At 67.2% G+C, this 21,696-nt stretch carries 20 protein-coding genes; all 20 read right to left on the bottom strand.

What is annotated here, in order from left to right:
• Positions 1-65: 65 nt before the first annotated feature.
• Positions 66-3,584 (bottom strand): DNA polymerase III subunit alpha, encoded by a 3,519-nt coding sequence (gene dnaE, locus ASC55_RS00490; protein ID WP_055867383.1) that lies wholly within the window; start codon positions 3,582-3,584, stop codon positions 66-68.
• Positions 3,585-3,645: 61 nt separating this feature from the next.
• Positions 3,646-4,773 (bottom strand): hypothetical protein, encoded by a 1,128-nt coding sequence (locus ASC55_RS00485; RefSeq protein WP_055872340.1) that lies wholly within the window; start codon positions 4,771-4,773, stop codon positions 3,646-3,648.
• On the bottom strand, positions 4,748-5,353 hold the full coding sequence (locus ASC55_RS00480) for an RNA polymerase sigma factor (protein ID WP_055867377.1): 606 nt from the start codon (positions 5,351-5,353) through the stop codon (positions 4,748-4,750). Before ASC55_RS00480 ends, ASC55_RS00485 begins: the two co-directional genes overlap by 26 nt.
• A 41-nt stretch (positions 5,354-5,394) precedes the next feature.
• Positions 5,395-6,525: a hypothetical protein gene (locus ASC55_RS17440; RefSeq protein ID WP_157559395.1), complete on the bottom strand. Its 1,131-nt coding sequence runs from the start codon at positions 6,523-6,525 to the stop codon at positions 5,395-5,397.
• On the bottom strand, positions 6,512-7,102 hold the full coding sequence (locus ASC55_RS00465; protein ID WP_055867365.1) for an RNA polymerase sigma factor: 591 nt from the start codon (positions 7,100-7,102) through the stop codon (positions 6,512-6,514). The genes ASC55_RS17440 and ASC55_RS00465 overlap by 14 nt, the downstream gene beginning before the upstream one ends.
• Before the next feature lie 31 nt (positions 7,103-7,133).
• Positions 7,134-7,733 carry a GNAT family N-acetyltransferase gene (locus ASC55_RS00460; RefSeq protein WP_055872339.1) on the bottom strand — a complete coding sequence of 200 codons (600 nt, stop codon included), beginning with the start codon at positions 7,731-7,733 and terminating at the stop codon, positions 7,134-7,136.
• A 48-nt stretch (positions 7,734-7,781) separates the two neighbouring features.
• Complete coding sequence (locus tag ASC55_RS00455; RefSeq protein ID WP_055872338.1) at positions 7,782-8,702, bottom strand: RluA family pseudouridine synthase; 921 nt, start codon at positions 8,700-8,702, stop codon at positions 7,782-7,784.
• A 2-nt stretch (positions 8,703-8,704) separates the two neighbouring features.
• Positions 8,705-9,385 carry a signal peptidase II gene (gene lspA, locus ASC55_RS00450; protein ID WP_268775415.1) on the bottom strand — a complete coding sequence of 227 codons (681 nt, stop codon included), beginning with the start codon at positions 9,383-9,385 and terminating at the stop codon, positions 8,705-8,707.
• A 9-nt stretch (positions 9,386-9,394) separates the two neighbouring features.
• Complete coding sequence (locus ASC55_RS00445) at positions 9,395-9,991, bottom strand: DivIVA domain-containing protein (protein WP_055867351.1); 597 nt, start codon at positions 9,989-9,991, stop codon at positions 9,395-9,397.
• 181 nt (positions 9,992-10,172) lie between these two features.
• Entirely contained in the window at positions 10,173-10,472 is a 300-nt protein-coding gene (locus tag ASC55_RS00440; RefSeq protein WP_017830234.1) for a YggT family protein, read from the bottom strand.
• A 3-nt stretch (positions 10,473-10,475) separates the two neighbouring features.
• Positions 10,476-10,949 carry a cell division protein SepF gene (locus ASC55_RS00435; RefSeq protein ID WP_017830233.1) on the bottom strand — a complete coding sequence of 158 codons (474 nt, stop codon included), beginning with the start codon at positions 10,947-10,949 and terminating at the stop codon, positions 10,476-10,478.
• 43 nt (positions 10,950-10,992) lie between these two features.
• A complete protein-coding gene (locus tag ASC55_RS00430; protein WP_055872336.1) occupies positions 10,993-11,700 on the bottom strand; it encodes a YggS family pyridoxal phosphate-dependent enzyme in 708 nt (235 codons plus the stop codon).
• Positions 11,697-12,839, bottom strand: a complete 1,143-nt coding sequence (gene ftsZ, locus ASC55_RS00425) for a cell division protein FtsZ (RefSeq protein ID WP_017830231.1) — start codon at positions 12,837-12,839, stop codon at positions 11,697-11,699. The genes ASC55_RS00430 and ftsZ overlap by 4 nt, the downstream gene beginning before the upstream one ends.
• A gap of 165 nt (positions 12,840-13,004) precedes the next feature.
• Entirely contained in the window at positions 13,005-13,937 is a 933-nt protein-coding gene (locus ASC55_RS00420) for an FtsQ-type POTRA domain-containing protein (protein ID WP_055872335.1), read from the bottom strand.
• Positions 13,938-13,940: 3 nt separating this feature from the next.
• Positions 13,941-15,341: a UDP-N-acetylmuramate--L-alanine ligase gene (gene murC, locus ASC55_RS00415; RefSeq protein WP_055872334.1), complete on the bottom strand. Its 1,401-nt coding sequence runs from the start codon at positions 15,339-15,341 to the stop codon at positions 13,941-13,943.
• Between the two features lie 40 nt (positions 15,342-15,381).
• Positions 15,382-16,458 carry a UDP-N-acetylglucosamine--N-acetylmuramyl-(pentapeptide) pyrophosphoryl-undecaprenol N-acetylglucosamine transferase gene (locus ASC55_RS00410; RefSeq protein ID WP_017830228.1) on the bottom strand — a complete coding sequence of 359 codons (1,077 nt, stop codon included), beginning with the start codon at positions 16,456-16,458 and terminating at the stop codon, positions 15,382-15,384.
• Positions 16,455-17,660 (bottom strand): putative lipid II flippase FtsW, encoded by a 1,206-nt coding sequence (gene ftsW / locus ASC55_RS00405; RefSeq protein WP_055867335.1) that lies wholly within the window; start codon positions 17,658-17,660, stop codon positions 16,455-16,457. Before ftsW ends, ASC55_RS00410 begins: the two co-directional genes overlap by 4 nt.
• On the bottom strand, positions 17,629-19,164 hold the full coding sequence (gene murD / locus ASC55_RS00400; RefSeq protein WP_055872333.1) for a UDP-N-acetylmuramoyl-L-alanine--D-glutamate ligase: 1,536 nt from the start codon (positions 19,162-19,164) through the stop codon (positions 17,629-17,631). Before murD ends, ftsW begins: the two co-directional genes overlap by 32 nt.
• A complete protein-coding gene (gene mraY / locus ASC55_RS00395; protein WP_055872332.1) occupies positions 19,154-20,260 on the bottom strand; it encodes a phospho-N-acetylmuramoyl-pentapeptide-transferase in 1,107 nt (368 codons plus the stop codon). Before mraY ends, murD begins: the two co-directional genes overlap by 11 nt.
• On the bottom strand, positions 20,257-21,669 hold the full coding sequence (locus ASC55_RS00390; RefSeq protein ID WP_055872331.1) for a UDP-N-acetylmuramoyl-tripeptide--D-alanyl-D-alanine ligase: 1,413 nt from the start codon (positions 21,667-21,669) through the stop codon (positions 20,257-20,259). Before ASC55_RS00390 ends, mraY begins: the two co-directional genes overlap by 4 nt.
• Positions 21,670-21,696: the final 27 nt, after the last annotated feature.

Here is a 21,696-nt window from a genome sequence, read left to right as displayed (position 1 = left end):
CCTTTCGTCACAGGGCTCGACGGGGTGATTCGTCGTGCTGCCGACGGCTCACGATCCTACCCCGCTCACCCGAGGCAGGTGGGTCCGAGCAGTGACTTGAGGTCACCGAACAGATCCGCGGACACCTTGACCGGCATGGGCACTTCGAAGACCTTCGCCGTGCCGCCACGGTGCACGCGAAGCAGTACCTCGGTGTCGCCGTTGTGTCGTCGCAGCACTTCCGCGAGCTCCATCATCACGCGCTCGGTTGCTCGCTGCTCGGCCAGGACCAATGCCAGAGGGCCGGCAGCATCGAAGGAGCCCACATCGGGTGCGAATGCGGACTGCGCATGGAGGTTGAGCCCGTCGTCGCGCCGGGACACCCGCCCGCGGACAGCGAGGATCGCGTCCTGCTGCAGCGTGTGCTGGAACTCGGTGTAGGTCTTCCCCATGAACATCACGGTGACCTCGCCGTTGAAGTCCTCGACGGTGATCATGCCGTAGGGGTTTCCACTCGCCTTGGCGACACGATGCTGCACGCTGGTCACGAGGCCTGCCACCGTCACCTGGTCGCCATCCTGCAGGTCTTCGGAGTTGTTGAGGTCATGGATCGAGATCGATGCGTGCTTCGCGAGCGGGACCTCGAGCCCCGCCAGAGGGTGGTCCGACACATAGAGGCCGAGCATCTCGCGCTCGAAGGCGAGTTTGTCCTTCTTGACCCACTCGGGACGCGCGGGGACCTTCGCCGGGGCCGCCTCGTCCATGCCGTCATAGAGACTGTCGAAGTCGAATCCGATCGCGCCCTGTGCTTCGTTGCGCTTGCGGTCGACTGCGGCCTCCACCGCATCTTCGTGCACCTCCATGAGCGCGCGACGAGAGTCGCCCATCGAATCGAAGGCGCCGGCCTTGATCAGCGATTCGATGGTGCGCTTGTTCGACACGTGCAGCGGCACTTTGTCGAGGAAGTGATGGAACGACGTGAAGCGCTCATCCTTGCGGGCCTGCACGATGCCTTCGACGACGTTGCTGCCGACGTTGCGCACGGCACCCAGGCCGAAGCGGATGTCGTCGCCGACGGCGGCGAAGAAGTTGATCGAGTCCGACACATCCGGCGGGAGCACCTTGATGCCCATGCGGCGGCACTCGTTCAGGTACAGCGCCATCTTGTCCTTGGAGTCGCCGACGCTGGTGAGCAGCGCTGCCATGTACTCGGCGGGATAGTGCGCCTTGAGGTAGGCCGTCCAATACGACACGAGGCCGTATGCGGCGGAGTGCGCTTTGTTGAAGGCGTAGTCCGAGAACGGCAGCAGGATGTCCCACAGCGCCTTGATGGCCGCCTCACCGAAGCCTCGCTCGGTCATGCCGCCCGCGAAGCCCTCGTACTGCTTATCGAGCTCGGACTTCTTCTTCTTGCCCATCGCGCGGCGCAGGATGTCTGCCTGTCCGAGGCTGAACCCGGCGACCGCCTGGGCGATCGCCATGACCTGCTCCTGGTAGATGATGAGCCCGTAGGACTCCTCCAGGATCTCGGCGAGCGGCGCTTCCAGCTCGGGGTGGATCGGGGTGATCTCCTGCACGCCGTTCTTTCGCAGCGCGTAGTTCGTGTGCGAGTTAGCACCCATGGGGCCTGGTCGATACAGGGCGATGAGTGCCGAGATGTCACCGAAGTTGTCGGGCTTCATCAGGCGCATGAGCGAACGCAGTGGCGGGCTGTCGAGCTGGAAGACGCCCAGGGTGTCACCACGGGCGAGCAGCTGATACACGCCGGGGTCGTCGAGGCCGAGGTGTTCGAGATCGAGCTCTTCGCCACGGTTCGTGCGGATGTTGTCGAGGGCATCCGAGATGATCGTGAGGTTGCGGAGCCCCAGGAAGTCCATCTTGATCAGGCCGAGAGATTCGCACGACGGGTAGTCGAACTGCGTGACGATCTGCCCGTCCTGCTCGCGTCGCATGATCGGGATGATGTCGAGCAGCGGATCCGACGACATGATCACGCCAGCGGCATGCACGCCCCACTGGCGCTTCAGACCCTCGAGCCCCAGTGCGCGGTCGAAGACCGTCTTCGCCTCGGGATCAGTGTCGATCAGCGTGCGGAACTCGCTCGCCTCCTTGTACCGGGGGTGCGCCGAGTCGAACATGCCGTCGAGGGGCATGTCCTTGCCCATCACGGGCGGCGGCATCGCCTTCGTGAGCCGCTCCCCCATGCTGAACGGGAAGCCGAGCACACGACCGGCATCCTTCAACGCCTGCTTTGACTTGATCGTTCCGTACGTGACGATCTGCGCGACGCGCTCGGATCCGTACTTCTCCGTGACGTAGTCGATGACCTCGCCGCGGCGCCGGTCATCGAAGTCGACGTCGAAGTCGGGCATGGAGACACGGTCGGGGTTGAGGAAGCGCTCGAAGATGAGTCCGTGCTCGAGCGGGTCGAGGTCGGTGATCTTCATCGCGTAAGCGACCATCGAGCCGGCACCGGAGCCACGACCCGGTCCCACGCGGATGCCGTTGTCCTTCGCCCAGTTGATGAAGTCGGCGACGACGAGGAAGTACCCGGGGAAGCCCATCTGCAGGATGATGCCGGTCTCGTACTCGGCCTGCTTGCGCACCTTGTCGGGGATGCCGCCGGGATACCGGTAGTGCAGGCCCGCCTCGACCTCCTTGATGAGCCAGCTGTCCTCGGTCTCGCCGTCGGGAACCGGGAAGCGCGGCATGTAATTGGCCGACGTGTTGAACTCGACCTCGCAGCGCTCGGCGATCAGCAGCGTGTTGTCGCAGGCCTCGGGGTGGTCGCGGAACAGCTGGCGCATCTCGGCCGCGGTCTTGATGTAGTACCCGTCGCCGTCGAACTTGAACCGGTTCGGGTCGTCCATCGTCGAGCCCGACTGCACGCACAGGAGTGCCTCGTGCGCGTCGGCCTCGTGCTGATGCGTGTAGTGCGAGTCGTTGGTGGCGACCAACGGGATGTTGAGGTCTTTCGAGAGCCGCAGCAGATCGGTCATCACGCGCCGCTCGATCGACAGCCCGTGGTCCATGATCTCGGCGAAGTAGTTCTCCTTGCCGAAGATGTCCTGGAACTCCGCCGCCGCCGCCCGCGCCGCGTCGTACTGGCCCAGCCGGAGCCTCGTCTGCACCTCACCCGACGGGCACCCCGTCGTCGCGATGATCCCCTTGCCATAGGTCTGGAGCAGCTCGCGGTCCATGCGGGGCTTGAAGTAGTAGCCCTCCATACTCGACCGGGAACTGATGCGGAAGAGGTTGTGCATGCCCTCGGTGCTCTGGCTCCACATGGTCATGTGGGTGTAGGCGCCGGAGCCCGAGACGTCGTCGCTCTTCTGGTCGGGCGAGCCCCACTGCACACGCGTCTTGTCGCTGCGGTGCGTGCCGGGGGTCATGTATGCCTCAAGCCCGATGATCGGCTTGATGCCCGCGTTGCGCGCCGCGTTGTAGAACTCGAAAGCCGCGAAGGTGTTGCCGTGATCGGTCACCGCGATGGCCGGCATCTTGTAGTCGGCGGCCGCCTGGGTCATCGCATTGATCTTCGCCGCACCGTCGAGCATCGAGTACTCGCTGTGCACGTGCAGGTGGACGAAAGAGTCGGATGCCATGCCTTCGATTCTACGGCGGGGCCCCGACACCGGAGGTCGGTGGCGGGGCTGTCCTGCCGCGTCAGCGTTCCTGCGGAGCGGAGTCCACGACAGTCGTGCGCACAGTGGTGGTGGAGTCGAGAGTGTCCCCCGCTGGCCCCCCGGTTCCGTAGTTCTCCGAGATCGAGGAGACCAACCCCTGGACGGTGTCGATCGCGATAGTCGTGGTCCGGTGACCGGGAACGACGTACCGCAGCGTCGCCGTCGAACCCTCCTCTGCCACCACTTCGAATCCCGGGATCAGGGCGATCGCGAGGAAGAACGCCGAACGCAGGTCCGCCGGCATCAGATTGATCGCCGACGGGTCGGACAGACTCGCAACGAGCCAGCGGTCCGCGTCTTCGCCCGTCATCCCCGACTGCCCGCGGAGCCAGTCGAGCAATTCCTGTGGCTCGCGGGGCATTTCCGCGTAGAAGGGGCGGTAGCGGTCCGCCAGGTACGGCATCTGAGGTTCGTCTCCCCCGATGGCGAGGTACTCTCCGGCCGGGAGTGTCTCGATCGTGCCATGTTCGATCACCTGGGAACCGGGCCAGGCGGACCAATCTCGCGCCGCCTCCGGTCCCCGTTCCCCGAAGGACTCGACGACCTCGGAGTGACCCCAGTCGTAGAACCAGTCGCCTTCCCGGTCCGCCGGGATGTACAGCACCCGAGTATCGCGCACCAGAACGGCGGCGTCGCTCCCCTCTCGAGAGGCGTTGAACGAGAGCGTGTTCTCGTCGTCGTCATCTGCCCACTCGGCCTTCCAGAACTGCAGGTGCTCACCGACGGTCTCGATCCGCAGATACTCACCCGGAACGAGAGTCGTGTCCTGCGCGTCGAAAGTCACCGCGGAGGCGCGCTCCAGCACCTCGGCCGCCGCAGCATCGGGCGTGACCGTCGGCGCGAGAACCGAACCGGCCACGATCGCGAACGCAGCCGCTACGGCCACGAGACCCCCGATACCGAGGCCGGCCCAAGCCCGCCGTCGGACACGATGCGCGAGTTCTGACGCCACGCTCGAGCCCTCATTCGCCAGCGCCGTCGGAGCGGAACCGCCAGCCTTCCGGGACGCGTCGATACCCACCAGGAGCCTGGCACGAGCCCCGGTGATCCGCTCCTCCGTCAGGCCAGCCCCCCGGTTGACCTCACGCACGCGCTCGAAGACGTCCATCGGCTTCTCCTTCCTTCTCGTTCGCGAGTCGTTCCTGACCGCTCCCACGACTCGGATTCAATCGCGTCCGCACTCGGTTGATGCGCGATCGGACGGTCCCCACCGGGACCCCGAGAGCGATGGCGATCTCTTCATAGGTGAGATCCCCCCAGGCATACAGCAGCATGGTCTCGCGATCTTTGGCAGAGAGCGACGCGATCATCGGAGCCAGTTCGCGGGTGGAGATCTCGGCGTCGAGGCGGGCGACCGTCACGTCGAGGTCCCCGTGCGAGATGTGCTCTTCTCTCGCGGCTGCCGCCGCGCTCGATCGCAGATGCTTGGCCTCTCGGGTCCGGTGCTTCTTGATCAGACGGGACGCGATCCCGTACAGCCACGGAAGCGCCGACTCCCACGCGGTGTCGAACGACTTGCGTCGTGCGAATGCGACCAGGAACGTCTCACTGAGGATGTCCTCGCCCGCGTCGGGACCAAGACGGCGAGCGGCATAGCCGCCCACCGTCCTGGCGTGCCGATCGAACAGCTCGGCGAAGGCGCGGGGTTGACCGAGCGACCGCTGAATGATCTCGCTGTCTGTGCTCACACTATGTATTGCCCCGGAGGGCGAGGAGAGTTCGAAAACCGTCACGGCAGACTGTCGACCACGCTCATCTCGAAGGTCATCCGGGAGTCGGGAACATCGCTCGGGATCGTCCCCTCGCCCACTTCGCTGGTGTCCGTGGTTTCCGTCACGAGCCCTGTCGCCATGTCGATCGTCATCGTGGACCGCCGTAGCGACCTCTCCCCGACCTCGGAGAAGGCGAGATGCGAGTCGAAGGTGACGGTGCGTCGTCCGTCATGCTCCACCCCCACCGTCGATCCCGGGAGCGTGCTCAGCGCGCGATACATCGCAGCACGCATCTCCGGGTCACCGACGTTCTGCGACAGCAGACCGATGAGCAGCCACCCGACCTTCCCCTCAGCCCAATCCTGCGTATCGGGGCCCAGGTAGTCGTCAATCCACACGACCATGGCGGCCGGATCCCGCGGCAGCGATTCGAAGAACCACAGAACGTCTTCGGCGCCGCTCTCGGGAAGATATGGAGCATCCGACGGGAACAGCGTGACCGCCGGCCCGTATGCCTGCATCCCCGCATCCTGCCCTGCACGCCCCTGCGCCTGGTCTCCGTAGACGCCGCCCGCAACCGGAGATCCCCACTCCTGGTACCACTGGGAGCGAAGGTCGGCAGGGGCATAGTCGGCGCCACTGCGACTGATCACCCATCCACTCGACGCTGTCGCACGCGAGGCACCGTAGCCGGGCATTCCTGGCACGCCGAGTTCAGGGTCGAACAGGCCCAACGTAGAGGTCGTCCACGCTCGTCGCAGATACTGTCCAGGAGCGAGCACAGGAGGAGTGAAGCCGGCAGCCGCATTCGCCGCCCCGAGCAGGACCTCAGGCCCCGTCATCGGTGTGGGGGCAGGCGACGGAACCGGGCTCGGCACGAGCACCGGCCCCGGCACGCGCGTCGGCACGGCCTCCACTGTCGGCGCCGGAGCCGTGATGCTGCTCACCACGAGCACTCCCGCGGTGACCGCAGCCGCTGCGCCGAGGGCACCGGCGGCGATGAACCACGGCCGCCGCGCCGCCCGCGAGGACGCGGGCTCGCGTTGTCTCTGGATCTCCATCAGGAGGAGCGCACGCGCCGCGGCGAGATTCTCCTCCTCGCCCTCGATCGCGGGCCTGGTCTGCTGAACCTTCTCAAATACGTCCAAGGGTCTCTCCCTTCTGCTGCAGCTGCTCGAATGCCTGAATCCTCCGGGCGGAGTCCAATCGTCTGCGAACCCGGTTAAGGCGCGATCGCACGGTTCCGACGGGAACCCCGAGTGCCGCCGCGACCTCGTCGTAGCTCATCCCCTGCCAGGCGTACAGCAGCAGTGTCTCGCGGTCCTTCGGCGCGAGGGCCGCGATACGCGCTTTCAGCGTCTCGACCTCGCGCTCGGCATCGACACGCGTCAAGGCATCCTCCAGACCTCCGAGCGATGAGTGCTCATGCTGAGAGATGGATGCCGCGAAGGACCTCCACTGCCTGGCTTCCACCGCGCGGTGCCGGCGGATAAGGCGCGAGGCGATGCCGAGAAGCCACGGACCCGCCGACTCGACGTCCGTGTCGAAGTCGGCGCGTCTGCGGAACGCGACGAGGAACGTCTCGCTCAAGACGTCCTCGGCCGCATGCCGACCTATCCGATATGTCGCGAACGCGTTGACCGCGCGCGCATGTCTGTCGAAGAGCTCGGCGAACGCCGCCGGCTGCTGGAGAGATCGCTGGATGATCTCGCTGTCTGTGGTCACGCTATGTATTGGCCGTGCGCCGTCGATCGGTTCACGCTTTCTTCGACGACATCGTGGAGGCGCCCAGATCGAGCCTCATCAATACCCGGGGGAACCCGTCGAGGACCGACCCCGTATCCGCCGCCTTCACGAAGCCTGCGCTCTCGAAAAGCGCGCGCGTACCTACGTAGGCCATGGTCGGGTTCACCTTCTCCCCACCGTTGTCGACCGGATACCCCTCGATGGCGGACGCACCGCGCTCCCACGCGTACGCGACGGCGCCGTCGATCAATGCGTGGGAGATACCCTGCTTGCGGTACCCCGGACGCACGCGGAAGCACCACAGCGACCACACATCGAGGTCATCGATCTGCGGGATCAGCCGATTTCGAGCGAAGCTCGTCTCCCGTCGGGGATGCACGGCGGCCCACCCGACCGGTTCGTCGTCGAAATACGCGACCACACCGGGCGGAGGGTCCTGATGGCACAGCTCGCGCACGCGGTCGGCGCGAGCGCTCCCCTTCAGCGCCACGTTCTCTTTGCTGCCGATGCGATAGCTGAGGCAGAAGCAGACATTCGATGACGGGTTCTTCGGCCCGACGAGCGTGGCGATGTCGTCGAACACCGTCGCCGGTCGAACCTCGATGGTCATGCGCCCAGTGTTGCGCACATCACGGACATCGTGTCGGCGCAGCGCGGTCTACTCGCCTCGAAGCACATCCAATGCGTGGCGGAAGTCCTCGGGGTACGGGGATTCGAACTGCACCCAGTCCCCCGTCGTCGGGTGGGCGAAGGCGAGCTGGTGCGCGTGCAGCCATTGACGGGTGAGCCCCAGCCGCGCCGACATCGTCGGGTCGGCTCCGTAGAGCGGGTCGCCGACGCAGGGGTGACGGTGCGCCGCCATGTGCACGCGGATCTGGTGGGTGCGTCCTGTCTCGAGGTGGATCTCGAGCAGCGAAGCGCCGGGAAAAGCCTCCAGCGTCTCGTAGTGCGTGACCGAGGGTTTGCCTTCAGGGACCACCGCGAACTTCCAGGAGTGATTCGGGTGACGTCCGATGGGTGCATCGATCGTCCCCGCGAGCGGATCGGGATGCCCCTGGACGACCGCGTGGTAGATCTTCTCGACGGTGCGGTCCTTGAAGGACTGCTTCAAGACGGTGTACGCGTGCTCGGACTTCGCCACGACCATCAGACCGCTGGTGCCGACATCGAGTCGGTGCACGACACCCTGACGTTCCTGGGCACCGCTGGTCGCGACGCGGAAGCCTGCGGCGGCCAGAGCGCCGACGACCGTGGGACCTTCCCATCCGACTGACGGATGGGCGGCGACGCCCGTCGGCTTGTCGACCACGATGATGTCGTCGTCGTCGTAGACGATGCCGAGTTCGGGCACCGCGATGGGAACGATCTTCGGCGCCTCCTTCGGCTGCCACTCGATGTCGAGCCAGCCGCCACCGCGTAGACGGTCCGACTTGTCGAGCGTCACGCCGTCGAGTCTGACTCCGCCGGCCGCGGCGACGTCAGCGGCGAAGGTGCGGGAGAAACCCATCAGCTTCGCCAGCGCCGCGTCGACGCGCGCACCGTCCAAACCGTCGGGGACGGGAAGCGACCGCGACTCCACGGTCAGCGCCCTTCGGGTGCGGGAGTCGCACCCTCCGAAGGCGCATCGTCATCGGACGCACGCAGCGGCACGGAATCGCCTGCGTCGACCATCTCGTCGTCGGTCTCGGTTCCCGTGACAGCGGCCGCGGCAGCCGCCTCGGCTTCTGCCTCGGTCTCGACGATCTCGTGATCGCGCTCCCGCGTGCCGTCGAAACGGAGGCCGAAGACGACCAGCAAAGCCACGGAGATCATGCCCGTGACGATGAAGATGTCGGCGACATTGAAGATCGCCGGCATCATCCACGGCATCGAGATCATGTCGACCACATGCCCCACCGGGAAGCCGGGCTCACGGAGGAGACGGTCGCTCAGATTGCCGAGCACCCCGCCCAGAAGACAGCCGAGGACGACCGCCCACAGCCGCGACTTGAGTCCGAACGCCTTCCAGACGATCACGCAGGTCACGACGGCGAGGGCGATCGTGAAGATCCAGGTGACCTCGGACCCGAGGGAGAACGCCGCTCCGGGATTGCGGACGTAGTACAGCTGAAGGAACTCCCCCAGGACCGGAACCGGCTCCTGATATGGAAGGCTCTCGATCGTGAGGTGCTTCACAAACTGATCGGCGGCCAGTACGAGCGCTGCGAGAATCGCAACGACCGCACCGGCCGCCGACCGACGAAGGGGACGGCGTCCTGACAAGAGGGCGCCTTACAGACCGATCGCGGAAACGGGCGTCGAGTCCGTGGAGGTCGACTTCTCGTCGAGCTCGCGGAGCTGACCCTCGATGTAGCCGCGCAGCTGCGAGCGGTAGTCGCGCTCGAAGTTGCGGAGTTCGGTGATACGAGCCTCGAGCGTGTTGCGCTCGCGCTCGAGTCGGGCCGACTCCTCGCGCTGCTTGGCCTCGGCCTCGGTGCGGATGCGGGCGACCTCGGTCTCGGCCTCGGCGATGAGCGCGTTGCGCTTCGCCTCACCCTCGGCGACGTGCTCGTCGTGCAGACGCTGTGCGAGTTCGATGATGCCGGCGGTCGCGGTGGCGGAGCCGGTCGGAGCGGGCTCAGCAGGAACCTCGGCGACAGGGGCGGCGGCGGCCGGAGCCTCGGCGGCAGCGGGAGCGGCGGCTTCAGGAGCAGCACCGGACTCGTATGCGGCCAGCTTGGCCTTCAGCTCGACGTTCTCCTCGAGGGCCTTGCGCCACTCGATGACGATCTCGTCGAGGAAGTCGTCGACCTCGTCCGGGTCGAAGCCGTCCTTGAAGCGGACGTGCTGGAACTGCTTGGTGACGACGTCATCCGGGGTAAGTGCCATGGGTGGCTCCTCTTTCGATGAGTTCGATTGCCAGTATCGATGTATGGCGTGGTCGTGATGTGGCGCGAACCCGGGGCGCGCACCTGGGTGCCAGCATAGCCCCCGCGCATTGGCGCCGCGATGTCACGACACCCAGAGTGGGCGAAGTGGTCGAGGTCCGATCGGGAGACACGCCTGGATTTCAGCGGATGAACAGCCCGACGACGTTCATCAGAATCAGAACGATCAGAAGGGTGAGCGTGAACCCGAAATCAAGAGAGAGCGAACCGATCCGCAGCGGCGGGATGATCCGCCGGAAGAACCGGATGGGCGGATCGGTGAGCGTGTAGACCGCCTCGGCAGCCACCAATCCGAAACCCTTGGGACGCCACTCCCGATTGAACATCGGGATGTAGTCCAGGATCAGGCGCGCGAAAAGCACGAAGACGTACAGGAGGAGCACCAGATGGACGATGCTCGCGAGAACGGAGACCAGCTGCACGGGCTACGACTGGTCGAAGCCCGCAGACTCGGCGTCTGCGTGTGCGATGCCCCCGTGACCCGAGACGGCGATGTTCTCCGGCGACAGCAGGAACACCTTCGAGGTCACGCGCTCGATACGGCCGTAGAGACCGAGAGAGAGCCCGCTCGCGAAATCGATGAGGCGACGCGCGTCGGCGTCACTCATCTGGGAGAGGTTGATGATGACCGGGACGCCCTCGCGGAAGCTCTCCGCGATCAGCTGGGCGTCGCGGTACTGCTTCGGGTGGACGGTGAGAATCTCGTTCACGGCTCCTGCAGACGGCTGGCGGACGGCGACGGGGCGACGAAGCGGCGTGACGGGGGCCGGTGCCGGCTCCTCGCGGTCACGGTCACGTTCGCGGTGAGCGCGGGCGGGAGCCTGCGTCTCCTCCTCGTAGACCTCTTCTTCATCGGCGAGGCCGAGATACACCATGGTCTTCTTCAGCGGGTTACCCATCGTGTCCTCCGGTTCGAACGTGTCGGGCTGGTCTTTTCACAGGTTAACCCCGGTCTGGTCGGGGGCCGGTGATTGCGGAGCCGATCCGCAGGTGTGTCGCGCCGGCGGCGATCGCCTCGACGAAGTCTCCGGTCATCCCGGCAGAGATCCAGGAAGCGGAAGGTTCCACTGCGCGGACGCCGTCGGCGACATCGCGCAGACGGGCGAAGGCCGATGCGGGCTCCTCGTCGAGGGGCGCCACGGCCATGACGCCGCGCAGACGCAACGACGGCAACGCCAGGACGTGCTCGGCGAGTGCGACCGCCTGAGCGGGCGTCGCTCCCCCGCGACCGGGATCATCGGTGAGGTTGATCTGCACGAGCACGTCGAGCCGATCGTCGCCGTCCGCCGCCCGGTGGAGGGCATCGGCGAATCGATCGCGATCGACCGAATGCACGACGCCCGCACTCCTGCGGATCGCGGCAGCCTTGTTCGTCTGCCCCTGCCCGATGAAATGCCAGCGCAGATCCAGAGCCGCGAGTTCGCCCTGCTTGGCCGACAGCTCCTGCTGGCGGTTCTCGCCGACGTCGTGCACACCGAGCTCGTACAGGTCGCGCACCAGGGATGCCGGGTGGAACTTCGTCACCACGATGCGGGTGATCTCCTCGGCGCTGCGCCCTGCAGCGTGCGCGGCCACGGCGATCTTCTCGTCGATCGCCGACAGCCGCGCCGCCACGAGGGACGACCCCGAGGCGTCGACCGGCGGGGTCACTTCAGGAATTCGGGGATGTCGATGTCGTCATCCGCGAAGGCCGGCTCGATGCTGGTCGCCGGCACACGCTGCTGCACGGGCTCGGGCTTGACCGTCTCGGTCTTGCTCTCGGTCTCTTCGGTGAGCGCGACCTCGGGAAGCGTCGTCGCGGCCGGCCGAGACACGACCATCGGGTCCAGACGCAGAGAGGGCTCGCCGCCGTCGAAGCCTGCCGCGATGACCGTCACCCGCACCTCGTCGCCGAGCGTGTCGTCGATGACGGTACCGAAGATGATGTTCGCCTCCGGGTGAGCGGCTTCCTTGACGAGGTCGGCCGCATCGTGGATCTCGAAGATGCCGAGGTTCGAGCCACCCTGGATCGAGAGGAGCACGCCGTGCGCGCCCTCGATACTCGCTTCCAGGAGCGGAGACTCCACGGCCAGCTCGGCGGCCTTGATCGCACGGTCGGCGCCGCGCGCCGATCCGATGCCCATGAGCGCGGATCCCGCGCCCTGCATGACCGACTTCACGTCGGCGAAGTCGAGGTTGATGAGACCCGGGGTCGTGATGAGGTCGGTGATTCCCTGCACACCGGCGAGGAGAACCTGGTCGGCGGTGGCGAAGGCCTCGATCATCGAGATGCCGCGGTCGCTGATCTCGAGGAGACGATCGTTCGGCACCACGATGAGGGTGTCGACCTCTTCCTTGAGCTTGGACACGCCGGCCTCGGCCTGGCTCTGGCGACGACGACCCTCGAACGAGAACGGCTTGGTCACGACACCGATGGTGAGGGCACCGATGGACTTCGCGATGCGAGCCACGACGGGCGCGCCACCGGTTCCGGTGCCACCGCCCTCGCCGGCCGTGACGAAGACCATGTCGGCACCGGTCAGCGCCTGCTCGATCTCCTCGGCGTGGTCCTCGGCGGCACGACGACCCACCTCGGGGTCGGCACCGGCACCGAGGCCGCGGGTGAGTTCGCGACCCACGTCGAGCTTGACGTCGGCGTCGCTCATCAGCAGCGCCTGGGCGTCGGTGTTCACGGCGATGAACTCGACTCCGCGGAGGCCGAGATCGATCATGCGGTTGACGGCGTTGACGCCGCCACCGCCGACGCCGACGACCTTGATCACGGCGAGGTAGTTCTGGTTCTGGCTCATGGCCGGCCTCCGATTATTCGAGCCTGGAAGTGGGTGAACCTTAAACCTCAAGTAGAGGTGTAAAGTATTTCCCGGTATTGCGTTCTCTTTGATCGAAGGTAAGCGCCGCCCGGCCGCGTGCGCGCGAAGACACGGGCGTGTCGCGCCATTGCCCCGCGAAAGCGATCAGCCCGCGACCGCGACCTCGGGAGAAGTGACATCGATCGAGGCGGCATCCGGCTTCGCCGCCATGGTCTTCGAGAGGACGATGGCCTTCAGTGCGGACTTATCGGCGCTTCCCCAGACGACCGTCAGCCCGCTGCTGAGGGTCAGGGTCACGTCATCGGCCGTCGTGGCCCTGATGCCGGTCAAGGCGGCGCGCACGTCGGAAGGCAGAGAGCGAACGACGAGACCGGCGCTGCGGAACGCCGCGGAATCGACACCACCCGCCACGTCGATCACCGGCTGCCCCGCCGGCTGATCCGAGGTGGTGGAGAGGGCGACACCGGCGGCGTCCACCAGCGTGTAGCCGGCCTCGGAACGGATGACGCCCACCGGGGTGCGTTCCACGATGCGCACCGTGAGGTCGTGCGGCGGGCGCGCTTCGAGGGCATACGTCTCGATGAGCGGGAAGGCGAGCAGCGCCGCTTTCACCTTGCTCGAATCGACGAGCGCGAGGGGGGTTCCGAGCTGGTCGCCGAGGGCGGCCTCGATCGCTGCGGGGTCGAGGCTGGTGGCACCGTCGACGGTGATCTTCTGCACGGCGAAGAGCGGACTGTAGGCCGCCGCGACGCTGCCTCCGACGAGCAGGAGCGCGGCGCCGATGCTGCTCAACCAGATGATCCTGCGCCGTCGGGATCGCTGGGTGAAGCGTCGGATCTCGGCGCGAAGGGCCTTGCGTCGCGCACGCGCCGCACGCCAGACATCTCGCGTCGATGTCGGCTGCGGGTCATCGCCCGAGTCGTCGTCCGCGCTGTCGCCGGGAGTCATCGCGTCGATCGAGGCGAGCTCTTCCTCCACTCCGGCGTCGCGACGTCGTCGGCGAGACGTCGCCGCCGGCGCGGTGGCCTCCTCCCCCGGGCGCCCCGGGGTGGTCGGAAGCGGTGCGGGCCGACGCATCGACTACGCCTCGTCGGTCCGACGCAGCGAATCCAGGACCTGCGGGATGATCTGGTAGACGTTTCCGCAGCCGAGCGTGACGACGAAGTCGCCGTCTCGTGCGACCGTCGCCGTGTAGTCGGCCGCCTGCTGCCAGTCCGCGACGTAGTGCACGTGCGCCGGGTCGCGGAAGGCTCCGCTCACCAGCTCACCGGTGACTCCGGGCACAGGGTCTTCCCTGGCTCCGTACACGTCGAGCATCACCGTGTGATCGGCGAACTCCTCGAGCACGTCGGCGAACTCCTGGTACATGTGCTGCGTGCGGGAGTACGTGTGGGGCTGCTGGATCGCGATGATCCGCCCCTCCCCGGCGATGCTGCGCATCGCCTCGAGAGCCGCGCGGACCTCGGTGGGGTGGTGCGAGTAGTCGTCGTACACCGTGACGCCGCGCTCGACGCCGTGCTGCTCCAGGCGACGAACGGTGCCCGCGAACCCCTCGACGGCGCGAACGGCGTCGGCGAGCGGGTAGCCGAGCGCGCGCAGAACCGTGACCGCTCCCGCCGCGTTGATGGCGTTGTGCACACCGGGAACGGCGAGCTGCATGCGCGCCTGCTCCTCGCCATGCGTCAGCGTCGCAGCGACGGGACCTGCGGCGACGATGTCGGTGACCCGCACATTCGCACCCTCGGCCTGACCGAAGGTGAGGATGTTCGGATGCGAGATCCCGGCGCCGACCCGCAGCGCCCCGGCGTCGTCGCTGGAGATCACGACAGCCTCGGTGGCGGCGTCAGCGAACTGCACGAACGCCTGGTGGAACGCCTCGTCCGAACCGTAGTGATCCAGGTGGTCGGGATCCACGTTGGTGATCAGCGCGACCGCGGTGTCGTACAGCAGGAACGTGCCATCGGATTCGTCGGCCTCGATGACGAAGAGGTCGCCGGAACCCGTCGCGCTCGACGCACCGAGCTGCTCGATCACACCGCCGTTGACGAAGTGCGGGTCGGCGCCGAGCTCACGCAGCGCCGTGACGATCATGCCCGTCGACGTCGTCTTTCCGTGCGCACCTGCGACCGACACGAGGCGACGGGAGCCGACCAGCCAGTGCAGTGCCTGCGAACGATGGATCACGTGGAGTCCGCGGGCCTTCGCCGTCACGAACTCGGGATTCTCGGGCCAGATCGCGCCCGTGTGCACGACCGTGTCGGCGTCGCCGAGATGGGCGGCGTCGTGACCGACGTGAACAGTCGCTCCCGCGGCGGCCAGTGCCCGCAGGTTGTCGCTGTCGGCACGGTCGCTGCCGGAGACCCGGATACCAGCGTCGAGGAACATCTTCGCGAGACCGCTCATGCCGGAACCGCCGATGCCGATGAAGTGCGCGGCGGTGATCGTGTCGGGAATGGGGAGGGAGAGGTCGGGTCTGATCATGTCCGCTTCAGTCTACTTTTCTTCGGTCTCACCGACCGCGTCAGGCGGCGACGAGTGCGCGATCGATGAGAGTGATGACGTTCTCGGTGCCCGTGCGGGTGCCGGCCGATTCCGCGGCCGCCGCCATCCGCGCGATCCGCGCCGAGTCTCCGAGCAGCGGGACCACGATGCGCCGAACCGCGTCACCGTCGAACGTGGCATCGTCGAGGAGCTCGGCGGCCCCGGCCGCGACAGCGGAGGCGGCGTTCAGACGCTGCTCGCCGTTGCCCACGGAATAGGGCACGTAGAGTGCGGGGATACCCAGGGCGCTGATCTCGCTCACGGTCGCCGCGCCGGACCGGGAGACGATCAGATCGGCCAGCGCGAAGGCGAGATCCATGCGGTCGACGTAACGGCGCAGGGCGTAGCCGGTGACGCCGGGGTCGGGGAGGTCGCTGCGCTCTCCCGTGACGTGCAGCAGCTGCCACCCGGTGTCCAGGATGTCGCGCCACGAGTCCTCGAGCGCCTCGTTGAGACGCTGGGCGCCCAGCGACCCCCCGAAGACGAGGAGCACGGGCCGCTCCACGTCGAGGCCGAAGTACTCCGCGGCCTCCGCGCGGGAAGCCGCGCGGTCGAGGGCGATCACTTCCTGGCGCAGCGGCATGCCGACGACCTCGCCGCCGCGCAGCGGGGTGCCCTCGAAGGCGACGCCCACTGCGGCCGCGCGGCGGGCACCGAGCACGTTCGCCAGCCCCGGCTTGGCATTGGCCTCGTGCACCACGAAGGGCACACCCTCCCGACGGGCGGCGACGTAGGCCGGGGCCGAGGCGTACCCGCCGAAGCCGACCACCACGTCGATGCCGTGCCGACGGATGTGGGCGCGCACCTGGGCGATGGCCCGGCGGAAGCGCCCGGGGAAGGACAGGGCCTGCCGGTTGGGGCGCCGGGGAAACGGGACCTTGTCGACGATCAGGAGCTCGTAGCCGCGGGCGGGGACGAGACGGGACTCCAGCCCCTCGGCCGTGCCGAGCACGAGGACGGACGCGTCGGCATCGCGCGCGCGAAGACCATCCGCGACCGCGAGCAGGGGATTGACATGACCGGCGGTGCCACCGCCGGCGAGGAGATACGAAGTCACCTGGTGACCCTACCCCGCTCGGCTGACTGCTTCTCGGTCACGGGGATCGTGCGCGCGAACGCGAGCAGCACACCGCACGCGATCAGCACCGCGAGCAGGGCCGTGCCGCCCTGGGACATGAACGGGAGCGGGACGCCCATCACCGGGAAGACGCCGATGACGACACCGACGTTCATGACGGCCTGGCCGACGATCCACACCGTGATGCCGCCGGCCGCCACCCGGATGAACGGGTCCGGGGTCTTGCGGATGATGTGGAACGCGCCGATCGTGAAGAACGTGAACAGGGCGAGCACGACGATGCAGCCGATCAGACCGAGCTCCTCACCGACGATGGCGAAGATGAAGTCGTTGCCCGCGGCCGGGAGCCACCCGTACTTCTCCTGCGAGTTCCCGAGTCCGAGACCGAAGATGCCGCCGGTGGCCATCCCCCAGATCCCATGGATCGACTGGTAGCAGTCCGTGTAGTAGAGCGCCATGTTGTCGCAGGTCGCCGTGATGCGCCGCATGCGGTCTTCGCTCGACAGCGCGTAGGCGAGCACGGCGATGATGCCGAGGATCAGCGGAATGATGAACAGCCGGAGCTTGACCCCGGAGAAGAAGAGGCACCCGAGCAGGATGAGCACCAGCACCATGGCGGTACCGAGGTCCTTACCCGCGAGCACCGTGCCGATCGCGAGTGCACCGACCGGGATCACCGGGATGAACACGTGATGCCAGGTGCCGAGCATCGTGCGTTTGCGCAGGAGGACGGCCGCGATCCACAGGACCAGGGCGAGTTTGAGGAACTCGGAGGGCTGCAGCGTGAAGCCCGCGATCTTCACCCAGTTCCGGTTTCCACCGTCTTCGATGCCCAGCGGCGTGAACACGAGCATCTGCAGCGCCACGGCACCGAACAGCGCCGGCCATGCCATCCTCTTGAGGAAGTCGACGGGCAGGCGACTGATCAGGAACATCAGCGGGATGCCGAGGAGCGCGAACACTCCCTGGCGCAGCACGCCGTCCATGGGGTTGACACCCTTGGAGACGGCGGTCGCACTCGTCGCCGAGAGCACCATGACGAGACCGAAGAGCGTGAGCAGAAGCGCGGTCGAAGCGATGAGCAGGAACTCGGTGGACACCGGGGTGAACCGGCGTCCGAGCGACACCCGGGCTGCGAGTCCGCCCGACTCAGAGCGCGGAGGGCGAGATACCTGTGTCATCGGCGCTCCCCCGGTCGATCCAGTCCCGCACCGCCTCGGCGAAGCGATGGCCTCGTTCCGCGTAGCCGGAGAACTGATCGAAGGATGCCGCCGCCGGGGCCAGCAGGACTGTTCCCTCGTCGTCGACGATTCCCGCGGCGATCTCCACGACACGGTTCATGACCTGTCCAGTCTCGCCAGCATCCACCTCGAACACCGGCACCCCGGGCGCGTGTCGCCGGAATGCCGTGACCACGGCGGAGCGCTCGACCCCGATCACGACGGCAGCACGTGCCGTCGCTCCGACCTCGGAGACGAGGTCGGAGATGTCGACGCCCTTCAGATCTCCGCCGAGCACCCACACAGATCCGGGGTACGCGCGCAGCGACGACGCCGCGGCGTGCGGGTTCGTCGCCTTCGAGTCATCGATCCAGGTGATGCCACGGTGCCGGGCGATCACCTGGATGCGGTGCGCATCGAGCCGGAAGGACTGCAGCGCGGTGTGGATGGCCTCCGGCTCGACGCCGAGTGAACGCGCGAGGGCGCTCGCGGCGAGGATGTTCTGCACGACGTGGGGGGCGGCGAGACCCGCGGCGTCGAGATCGGCGACGGTCGTCAGCTCGAGGGCGCTGCGCGAGCGATCGTCCAGGAAAGCTCTGTCGACGAGCAGTCCCTCCACCACGCCGAGATCGCTCGGTCCGGGGATGCCCAGATCGAAACCGATCGCCCGAGCGCCTTCCACGACCTCCGCCTCCTCGACCATCCGCCGGGTGGCCTCGTCGGCCTTGTTGTAGACGCACGCGATCCTGGTGTTGCGATACACCACAGCTTTCGCGTCGCGGTAGGCCTCTGCGCTCCCGTGCCAGACGAGGTGGTCGTCTGCAAGGTTGAGGCACACCGATGCGTAGGGGAACAGCTCTCCCTCGGGACTCGACTGCCCCAGATACCAGAGCTGGTGGCTGGAGAGCTCGACCACGAGCACGTCGAAGCCGGCAGGGTCGCGCACGGCGTCGAGCACCGGAACGCCGATGTTGCCGCACGGAGCCGCTCGCAGTCCACCCGCGACGAGCAGCGTGGCCGTCAGCTGGGTCGTCGTCGTCTTGCCGTTGGTCCCGGTGATGAGCACCCAGTCCGCCGGTGTGCCGTCGGGCCGGACGACCTTGTCCCGCACGCGCCAGGCGAGTTCGACGTCACCCCAGATCGCGATGCCGGATTCCTGCGCCCAACGGATGAGCGGGTGAGCGGGAGAGAAGCCGGGCGACGCGATGATCACCTCGGGGGCGAAGTCGACGAGGACGCTGGGAACCTCATCGAGCGGACCCAGCTCGAGCCTCGCGCCGATGACCGGGAGCAGACGCTCGTACTCCTCCTCGGCGGACTCGCTCAGCACGAGCACGTCGGCGCCGAGCTCGGCCAGCGTGTCCGCCACCGAGAAGCCCGTCATCGAGAGACCGAGCACGGCGACGCGCAGACCGCGCCAGTCGGCGTTCCAGCTCGTCAGCCCTGCCAGACGATCAGTCGACACGCGTCAGCCATTCGACATAGAAGAGTCCGACGGCCGAGACGGCGAGCAGCCCGGCGATGATCCACATCCGCACCACGATCGTGACCTCGGACCACCCGCGCATCTCGAGGTGGTGATGGAACGGACTCATCAGGAAGAGGCGCTTGCCGCGGGTGAGCTTGAAGTATGTGCGCTGCAGGATCACGGACCCGGAGGACAGGACGAAGACGCCGGCGATCACGAGCAGGAGGAGCTCGGTGCGGGTCAGGATCGCCATCGCGGTGATGACGCCGCCGATCGCCATCGAGCCGACGTCGCCCATGAAGACCTTCGCCTTGGGCGCGTTCCACCAGAGGAATCCGATGAGGCTCGCGGCGAACGAGGCGGCGATGATCGCCAGGTTGAACGGGTCGCGCACCTCGTAGCACCCGCCGAGGGCATCGAGATCGCCGCCGATGCAGGGCTGCTTGAACTGCCAGAAGGCGATGACGCTGTAAGCGCCGACGACGATGACGCCGGCGCCTGCGGCGAGCCCGTCGAGACCGTCCGTCAGGTTCACGCTGTTCGAGGTCGCGACGCCGATGATCGAGATCCACACGAGGTAGAGGATCCAGCCGAGCACCACGCCGAACGCGAAGAGATTGAGCCAGGTGATGTCACGGAACAGCGAGATGGCAGAACTCGCCGGTGTCTGACCCCACTTGTTCGGGAAGTTCAGCGCGACGATGCCGAAGGGGATGATGACCAGCAGCTGGCCGATCACCTTGCGCCAGCCCGAGAGCCCGAGGCTGCGCTGGCTGCGCACCTTCATGTAGTCGTCGATGAATCCGACGGCGCCGAATCCGACCATCAGCCAGATCACCAGCAGCGCGGAGAGGGCAGGGACTTCTCCGCTCACCAGCACGCCGGTGAAGTAGCCGACCATCGAACCGACGATGAAGATGACACCGCCCATCGTGGGGGTGCCGCGCTTGGCCTCATGGCTGGGGTTGTGGACGGACTCCGGGGTGCGGATGACCTGCCCCCAGCCCCACTTCCGGAAGAGCCGGAGGAAGACGGGAGTCAAGAACAGGGTGAAGGCGAGCGAGATCGCCGCCGACATGATGAGAGACCTCACGAGAACAATTCTCCCAGACGATCGCCGAGATGCCGGAGGCCCACGGAGTTGGATGACTTCACGAGCACGCGGTCGCCGTCGCGGAGCTCGGTGCGGAGGTATTCGAACGCCGCGTCCTGGTCGGGCAGATGCACGGCCTCGCTGTCCCAGGACCCCTCACCGACCGCGGCGAGGTACAGCCGCCGCGCCTCGGGTCCGACGACCACGATCCGGCGGATGTTGAGGCGCACCGCGAGCAGCCCGATGCGGTCGTGCTCCTCCCCTGCGCTCTCTCCGAGCTCGCTCATGGCACCGAGCACCGCGACCGTGCGCTCCTCGGGGCCGGTGATCTGCGCGAGGGTGCGCAGGGCGGCCGACATGGAGTCGGGGCTGGCGTTGTAGGCGTCGTTGATGATCCGTACTCGGTCGCTGCCCAGCGGCTGCATGCGCCACCGCTCAGCGATCTCGACCGTCTCGAGGCGGGCGACCGCGTCGGTGGGGGCGACACCGAGCACGTGCGCGGCGGCGATCGCGGCCAGGGCGTTGGAGACGTGATGCGCCCCGAGCACGCGGAGCCGCAGGGGCAGTCGGTCGCCGTCGACCTCGACGACGCATGCGGTCCCGGAGGCAGACACCTGGATGTCGTGCGCGCGCACGTCGGCTGCGGGCCCCTGGCCGAAGCCGACCGTGCGCAGTCCGCGGAAGTCCGCGAGGTCGCGCATGGCGGCGACCCTGGCGTCGTCGATGTTGAGCACTGCGGTTCCGGGCACGCGGGCGGCGGCGACGAGTTCGGCCTTCGCCTTGGCCGTCGCCTCGATCCCGCCGAATCCCCCGGCATGCGCCATGCCGACCATCAGCACGACGGCGACATCGGGCTCCACGAGGCCTGCGAGGTGAGCGATGCTCCCCGGTGCCGCCGCTCCGAACTCGCTCACGAGGAAGCGGGTGCTCTCGGTGACCCGGAGCATGGTGACGGGAGCGCCGACCTCGTTGTTGAACGACTTCACGGGGGCGACGGTCTCGCCCTCGGCTTCGAGGATGCGCGCGAGGAAGTTCTTGGTGGTGGTCTTGCCGTTCGATCCGGTGATGCCGACGATGCGAAGGTCTCCGCCGGCACGGACGCGCGCGACGACCTCCTTCGCGAGCGCGCCGAGAGCTGCGACCGCATCCGGTACGACGATCTGACTGACGGCGACATCGACGGGGTGCTCGACGATCGCCAGCACGGCGCCTGCCTCGGCGGCGGCACCGACGAAGCGGTGGCCGTCGGTCTCGGCTCCGGGCTTGGCCACGAAGATCGAGCCGGGGCCCATAGTGCGCGAATCGGTGTCGACGAGTCCGTCGACCACGGTCTCGGTCGTGTCTTCTCCGGCCACGCGCAGATCACCGCCGACAGCGGCGGTGATCTCAGCGAGCGTCAGGGCGATCATGTCATCTCCATGCGCGGCTCTCGCCGA

It is taken from the genome of Microbacterium sp. Root322, from assembly GCF_001425645.1.
Classification (GTDB): Bacteria; Actinomycetota; Actinomycetes; order Actinomycetales; family Microbacteriaceae; genus Microbacterium; species Microbacterium maritypicum.
Note: the sequence above shows the minus strand (reverse complement) of the source record. Positions and strands in the feature narration are given on the sequence as shown.

Bases quoted from the DNA above. Each gene is read 5' to 3' on its own strand.
- dnaE (WP_055867383.1), bottom strand. From the start codon at position 3,584: ATGGCATCCGACTCTTTCGTCCACCTGCACGTGCACAGCGAGTACTCG.
- ASC55_RS00485 (WP_055872340.1), bottom strand. From the start codon at position 4,773: ATGGACGTCTTCGAGCGCGTGCGTGAGGTCAACCGGGGGGCTGGCCTG.
- ASC55_RS00460 (WP_055872339.1), bottom strand. From the start codon at position 7,733: ATGACCATCGAGGTTCGACCGGCGACGGTGTTCGACGACATCGCCACG.
- ASC55_RS00445 (WP_055867351.1), bottom strand. From the start codon at position 9,991: ATGGCACTTACCCCGGATGACGTCGTCACCAAGCAGTTCCAGCACGTC.
- ASC55_RS00435 (WP_017830233.1), bottom strand. From the start codon at position 10,949: ATGGGTAACCCGCTGAAGAAGACCATGGTGTATCTCGGCCTCGCCGAT.
- ftsZ (WP_017830231.1), bottom strand. From the start codon at position 12,839: ATGAGCCAGAACCAGAACTACCTCGCCGTGATCAAGGTCGTCGGCGTC.
- ASC55_RS00420 (WP_055872335.1), bottom strand. From the start codon at position 13,937: ATGCGTCGGCCCGCACCGCTTCCGACCACCCCGGGGCGCCCGGGGGAG.
- murC (WP_055872334.1), bottom strand. From the start codon at position 15,341: ATGATCAGACCCGACCTCTCCCTCCCCATTCCCGACACGATCACCGCC.
- ftsW (WP_055867335.1), bottom strand. From the start codon at position 17,660: ATGACACAGGTATCTCGCCCTCCGCGCTCTGAGTCGGGCGGACTCGCA.
- ASC55_RS00390 (WP_055872331.1), bottom strand. From the start codon at position 21,669: ATGATCGCCCTGACGCTCGCTGAGATCACCGCCGCTGTCGGCGGTGAT.